Raw genomic sequence first — 5,831 nt, 5'->3', positions numbered from 1 at the left:
ATGGCAATAGGTTTCTTTGTCATGGACATTTTTGAAAATACAATGAAAATAATGAGTGTGCAGGCCATTCCAATCCAATTTCCAGTAATTTTGGTTCATTTCACCCAGAAAAATTGTTATTTATTCCGAGACTCTATTTATGATAGACATCCTTTATTATTGTAGCAAATTGTGTCGGATTTTCCACATGAATTGCATGTCCTACTTCAGCAATTATCATATGTTTAGCGTTTGGTAGTTCATCCATCATTTCTTGAGCGATTAAACAAAACTTTTCATCTAGCTCCCCTGAGATTAAATATACAGGAGTCGTGATCTGGTTCAAAAGTGGCCAAAGGGATTTTTGTGCACCTGTTCCCATTCCGCGCAAACTATTCGCTAGACCAACTTCCCTTTGAGCTAAACGTTCGTTTCGAATAGCAAGTTGTGTATCTTTTGATAATTTCTTTTGAGTTTCAAATAAAGAAATATTCTCCCAAGCATTAACAAAAGATACGATTCCATTTTGTTCAATCTTTTTAGCCAGTGCCTCATCTGAATTTCTACGGTTAGCTCTTTCTTCCTCTGTTTTTAAACCAGGTGATGCACTTTCAAGAATCAATGATTTAACCCGTTCTGGATAGGTGGAAATATAGGAAAGAGCAACCCTCCCACCCATAGAATAACCAACGAGTATAAAAGAATGTAAATCTAACTGTTTAAATAAATCTTCTAAATCTTCAACTTGTTCTTCCATTGAATAAAGCAACTCATTTGATGGGGCATCCGTTTTTCCATGCCCTAATAGGTCAATCGCAATAATTTTCATCGTTGTTGGTAATAAGGAACTTACCTTTTCCCAAGTAACAACACTTCCAGTAAACCCGTGTAAAAGGACTAAAGAGTCTTTTGCATTTTCATTCCAAACTTGAACATGATAATTGACTCCTCTTACAGAAATCATCATCACGAATTCAACTCCGAATGAATCTTTTGCCACAATCTTCGATGAGCCGCAACATTTTCTTGTCGATCAGTAAATACCTCAATAAGGCGTAACGGGTTATCATTCTCTTGATTGAAAAGATTGTTCATTTCATTTAGTTCATTTACTTGTGTGTATTCCATGTCATACATTTGTGCAACTTGTTCAAATTGTAGTGCTGTTGGAGTACCAAACAAATCCTCGTAATATTCTTTTACAGTCGATTGTGATAAATATGAGAAAATACCACCACCGTCATTATTTAATACAATGACCGTAATATTACATGGTTGATATCTAGTAGCAATGAATGCATTGACATCATGTAAAAATGCTAAATCCCCAATTAACAAATACAATTGGCGATCTTTTCGTCCTTGGCTAAAACCAATTGCTGTCGACATTACACCATCGATTCCATTCGCTCCACGATTCGCAAAAATTTGAATATCGCGACTTGTTGGAAGCAAGAACGTATCAATGTCCCGAATTGGCATACTGCTACTTACAAATAAATCACTACCATCTGGTAAATGTTCTATTATAGTACGCACCATAGCCCCTTCATCAGTCTCAGAATGAACGTATTCTGTTATATGGCGGATTGCTAAATCTTCGCTTGAACGCCATAAATTAAAGTACTCTACGTCTAAATCTGTTTGTAGATTTAATTCACATAGCCATTTTCCAACTGCCCCATGAATAAAATGTGTCGAAACTGACGTCGAGTCACGGAACATTGGATCTTCATCTACAACAATATAATTCGTAGGCATTGTTTCACTTAATAAAATCGTTAAAAATTTCGATACTGGTTGTGCTCCAAAACGAATGACTGTATCTGCAGATACCTTATTACGGAATGCCTCATCTTTTAATAAAGCGTCATATGTAGTAAAGATATATTGTTTACAATCCACAGGAATATTCGTCCGCATGTTTGATAAACTTTCCACTAGAACTGGCCACTTTACTTTGCGTACAAATTCCCACATATAATGTAAGTCTGTATTTAATGGTAATTCTCCTACAATGATAAATCCTTTTTTTGCTTGATTCATCAATTGTGTCAGCACATAACGAGATTCTTCTGAAGGTGTAATTTCACCAATGAAACTTCCTTTGAATGACACTGGTGGTAAGGATTCTTGAAAATTAATAAGTAATGGTTCACGGAACGGAATATTCATATGAACTGGACCTAATGGGTTTGTTCTAGCAATAGTTACAGCTCTTGCAACATGACGTTCTACAAAGGGTAACGTTTGCTTAGCATCATCGGGGATTGGAAATTCTGCAGACCATTTTACATGTTCCCCATATAGTCGAATTTGGTTAATCGCTTGTGGTGCACCGACTTCACGAAGTTCATGAGGTCGGTCCGCTGTTAAGACGATTAATGGGATTCTTGAATACTTAGCTTCAATAATTGCTGGGTAATAATTAGCTGCTGCAGTTCCAGATGTACATAGCAATGCCACTGGTTTTTGTTTTGCTTTTGCTAACCCTAGCGCAAAAAATGCAGCTGAGCGTTCATCTACTTGTCGATAAACTTGAATATCTTTTGCCGAAGCAAGAGCATAAGCTAAAGGTGTTGATCTGGATCCTGGACTGATGACAACATCCTCCACTCCATTTTGGATCATAGCTACAACAATTTGATAAACATAATCAGTTAATTTTTCACGTTCACTCATGTAATTGTCCTCCTAAAGCTCGTAACATTGGACGAAACTTCACTAACGTCTCTTCGTATTCGGACATAGCTTCCGATTCTGCTACGATTCCCCCACCAGCATATAATATGGCTTGATTTTCCACTAATGACGCTGAACGAATAGCAACCGCAAACTCTCCATTTCCTTCAGCATCTATCCAACCAAGAGGTGCAGCATATAAACCACGATTCATCGATTCTTCACGTCTAATAATTGACAACGCTTCCTTACGTGGTACACCACCTAATGCAGGAGTTGGATGAAGATCTTTTACTAATTGCAAAATGGTTGCATTAGGCAATAACGTTCCTTCTACAGGTGTATAGAGATGTTGAATGTCACGAATTTTAAGCAATCTAGGCTTTTTCGGTACTTTAAAGTGAGTGCAATTTTTAGCAAAAGTTTCTGCAATCATTTTAACTACGTAATCATGTTCACCTAAGTTTTTAGAGTCATTCAACAATTCTTGTCCAAGCATTTGATCTTCTTCTGCCGTTTTCCCACGTTTAACAGAACCTGCTACACATGAAGAATAAGCATGTCCATTCATTACTTTTACTAATCGCTCAGGTGAAGCCCCAAAGAATAATAAATCATCTCGTTCAATACCGAACAAATAACTTTCAGGTTGTTCGTTAATTACATGTGAAAGAACTTGAGGAGAAGTAACTGTTCCTTCAAATTCCAATGATAATGAACGAGCAATCACGACTTTGTCGGCTTGCTTATTTTGAATTAAATTCGCAACCGATTGAACTGATTGTAAATAAGCATCTTTGTTACGTTCTTCATAGCTTAGCATGACAGGTTTACCATATGTTTTTAATTCTTTTACTTGAGCTGCATGAATTAAACGATCTCGCTCTTTTCTTAACTGGTCAAACTGTTGTGAGGAATCTGTTTGATCCGTAATTAAATGAATACTCACATATGCTTTTTCATTTTGTATAACAAGCTGATAAGTAGCTACTGTAAAATAACTTTGAGGAAATCCATCCCACTCACTACGTTCTTTATTTTGTGGGTCAAAGGTAAATCCTCCAAATAGAATTGGTTGAGATTCAGTATCCTCTTTGACAATATTTTTTGTAAGCGCTAACCATTCTTTCTCAATATGATCAAAGCGATTTTCATTTTCATTGTTCTCAATGACATATGCTTGACCGAGTCCAACTAATGTAAATGTTTTTTCTCGATTTTGCCAAAAGAATCGTTTCCCTTTAAATTGATCTTCACCAGCCGCATAAAAAGCTAATGCTGATAAACGAGTTACTTCTATTGTTTCTATATAAAAGTGTAATCTCGCACTTTTAGAGCCCACTTCAGCGTCAGTGGTTTGTAACCACTTATGATCCATGAAAATTCCCTCCAATAAAAAACTAATCAACGAAATACAATCATATGCGCACACTATATTTACGGCAAATTTGATTTCATTTATAGTTGTTCTACATTATGACTGTAAGCACATAAAAATTTAAAACAAGCTGTACAGTTAAATGATAGTTTATGTTAAATTACAAAAACTTCTCGTACTTTTTTCACAATATCTATTCTATCATATCATTATTTATGGTTATACAATTTGTATCTCTTCAATAGTAGGATATTTATATATAAGGTTGAAATTTTTACACATAAAAAAGCTTGAGATAACTCAAGCTTTAAGAGATAAAACGTATTTCTCAAAACCATTATAGCTCATCATTCTTACTTCTTCTTCGGAAAAATGTTGTAAAAGAGTATTTATTAAGTTTTGATATTCAGATGCATTAGTTAATCCATCCACCTTAAAATCAATTCCGTCAAAATCTGAACCAAATCCAACACTCTCTACTCCTACTAGTTTTACAAGATGTTTTATATGATCGATAATTTGCGGAATTGTTGCTTGTTCCTTTTCATTTTCTATAAATGGTGGATAGAATACTACATGAACTTTCCCACCCTTTTCAATTAATAACTTCACCTGTTCATCAGTTAAATTTCTAGGATTAGCGCATATCGTTCTTGAATTACTATGACTAGCAATAACATGCTTCGCAAGTGATATTAATTCGTAAAATCCTGCATCGTTTAAATGAGCAACATCCAGAATGATATCTCGTTCATTTAAATAATTTATGACTGTCTTAGCGAATGGTTTTAGTCCTTTGTTTGGATCTTCTAAATTACCGTACGCAACATCATTTTCATAATTCCACGTCAATCCAACAAGTTTAACTCCTGCATCTAAAAGAACTTTTAATTTTTCTATATCTGTTCCAATACAATCACAGCCTTCAAGACTTAAAACAGCACCAAATTCATCTTCCTGTAGCTCTTTAATTTGCTCCCATTCTGTAATATGAACTATACCTGGAGTTGTAAGGACATACTTTTTAAATGCCTCCACTTGTTTTAATGCCATTTGAAATCTTTGTTCGATAGGAACTTTTGGATGAACATAGATAGCAAACACTTGCACTTTTACATTACCAGCTTTTAAGCGTTCAAAGTTTGAATCTAAACGAGGATCATTTAAAAAACTCATATCTTCAAATCGACTTAATTTATTCAAAACATCACAATGTAAATCAATTATTTTCATAAACTTACCACCAATCGGTTTCTTATTATTTAAATTATAAATCAATCCTTCTTACATTCCATTATTATTATAAAATATCATACTGGGTATTTAATTGAGGGTATTGTATATTGGAGTGGCTATGAGGTGATTTGTGGGAAAGCTTGAGGATGTTGTGCTTGAGGGCTTGAGGTTACTGGATCGAGGACATTTTGTGGTGTTCTCCAGCTTAATGTTCTTGAGAAGTGATCTCGAGGATAGCTTTTTTGTATTTCTTGAGCTTTTTGTCTTTAAGAAGCGGTCGCTAGGACAACTTTCTTAGAATTTTAAGTTTCTTGTCCTTGAAAAGACGTCTCGTAGACGCCTTTTATATAAATTTAAGTTTCTTGTCCTTAAGAACCCACGTCGAGAACAACTAAACGTGGAAAAGCGCCGATGCCGGTTATTCCACGAAGTATTGCAGGTCCAACGGTGTTGGCAAAATTAATATATGATAAGTTCATTCAATATTTACCACTGTATCGCCAAGTGAAAGAATGGGAACGTTCAGGCTTAATCACGAACGATAAAAATCTTTCAA

Annotated in this window: 4 protein-coding genes and 1 pseudogene; 1 reads left to right on the top strand and 4 read right to left on the bottom strand. The window is 35.1% G+C overall.

What is annotated here, in order from left to right:
• Positions 1 to 133: 133 nt before the first annotated feature.
• The 4 genes from menH to ACOQFO_RS08955 all read right to left on the bottom strand — a co-directional run bounded on the left by menH (position 134) and on the right by ACOQFO_RS08955 (position 5,272).
• Positions 134 to 946: a 2-succinyl-6-hydroxy-2,4-cyclohexadiene-1-carboxylate synthase gene (gene menH, locus ACOQFO_RS08970; RefSeq protein ID WP_421689344.1), complete on the bottom strand. Its 813-nt coding sequence runs from the start codon at positions 944 to 946 to the stop codon at positions 134 to 136.
• On the bottom strand, positions 946 to 2,661 hold the full coding sequence (gene menD, locus ACOQFO_RS08965) for a 2-succinyl-5-enolpyruvyl-6-hydroxy-3-cyclohexene-1-carboxylic-acid synthase (RefSeq protein WP_421689343.1): 1,716 nt from the start codon (positions 2,659 to 2,661) through the stop codon (positions 946 to 948). Before menD ends, menH begins: the two co-directional genes overlap by 1 nt.
• Positions 2,654 to 4,039 (bottom strand): isochorismate synthase, encoded by a 1,386-nt coding sequence (locus ACOQFO_RS08960; RefSeq protein ID WP_421689342.1) that lies wholly within the window; start codon positions 4,037 to 4,039, stop codon positions 2,654 to 2,656. Before ACOQFO_RS08960 ends, menD begins: the two co-directional genes overlap by 8 nt.
• A 300-nt stretch (positions 4,040 to 4,339) precedes the next feature.
• Positions 4,340 to 5,272, bottom strand: a complete 933-nt coding sequence (locus tag ACOQFO_RS08955; protein WP_421689341.1) for a dipeptidase — start codon at positions 5,270 to 5,272, stop codon at positions 4,340 to 4,342.
• Between the two features lie 396 nt (positions 5,273 to 5,668).
• Between ACOQFO_RS08955 and ACOQFO_RS08950 the strand changes: the two are divergent.
• Positions 5,669 to 5,831: pseudogene (locus tag ACOQFO_RS08950) on the top strand (IS66 family transposase); the annotation flags it as partial.

Origin of the sequence: Ureibacillus sp. MALMAid1270 (assembly GCF_049202975.1) — a bacterium.
Lineage (GTDB): Bacteria > Bacillota > Bacilli > Bacillales_A > Planococcaceae > Ureibacillus.
The sequence above is the reverse complement of the archived record's forward strand: the minus strand, read 5'-3'. Positions and strand labels throughout refer to the sequence as shown.

What these genes read in the sequence shown, in the direction of transcription:
- menH (WP_421689344.1), bottom strand. Translation starts at nt 946, where the DNA reads ATGATGATTTCTGTAAGAGGAGTCAATTATCATGTTCAAGTTTGGAAT.
- menD (WP_421689343.1), bottom strand. Translation starts at nt 2,661, where the DNA reads ATGAGTGAACGTGAAAAATTAACTGATTATGTTTATCAAATTGTTGTA.
- ACOQFO_RS08960 (WP_421689342.1), bottom strand. Translation starts at nt 4,039, where the DNA reads ATGGATCATAAGTGGTTACAAACCACTGACGCTGAAGTGGGCTCTAAA.
- ACOQFO_RS08955 (WP_421689341.1), bottom strand. Translation starts at nt 5,272, where the DNA reads ATGAAAATAATTGATTTACATTGTGATGTTTTGAATAAATTAAGTCGA.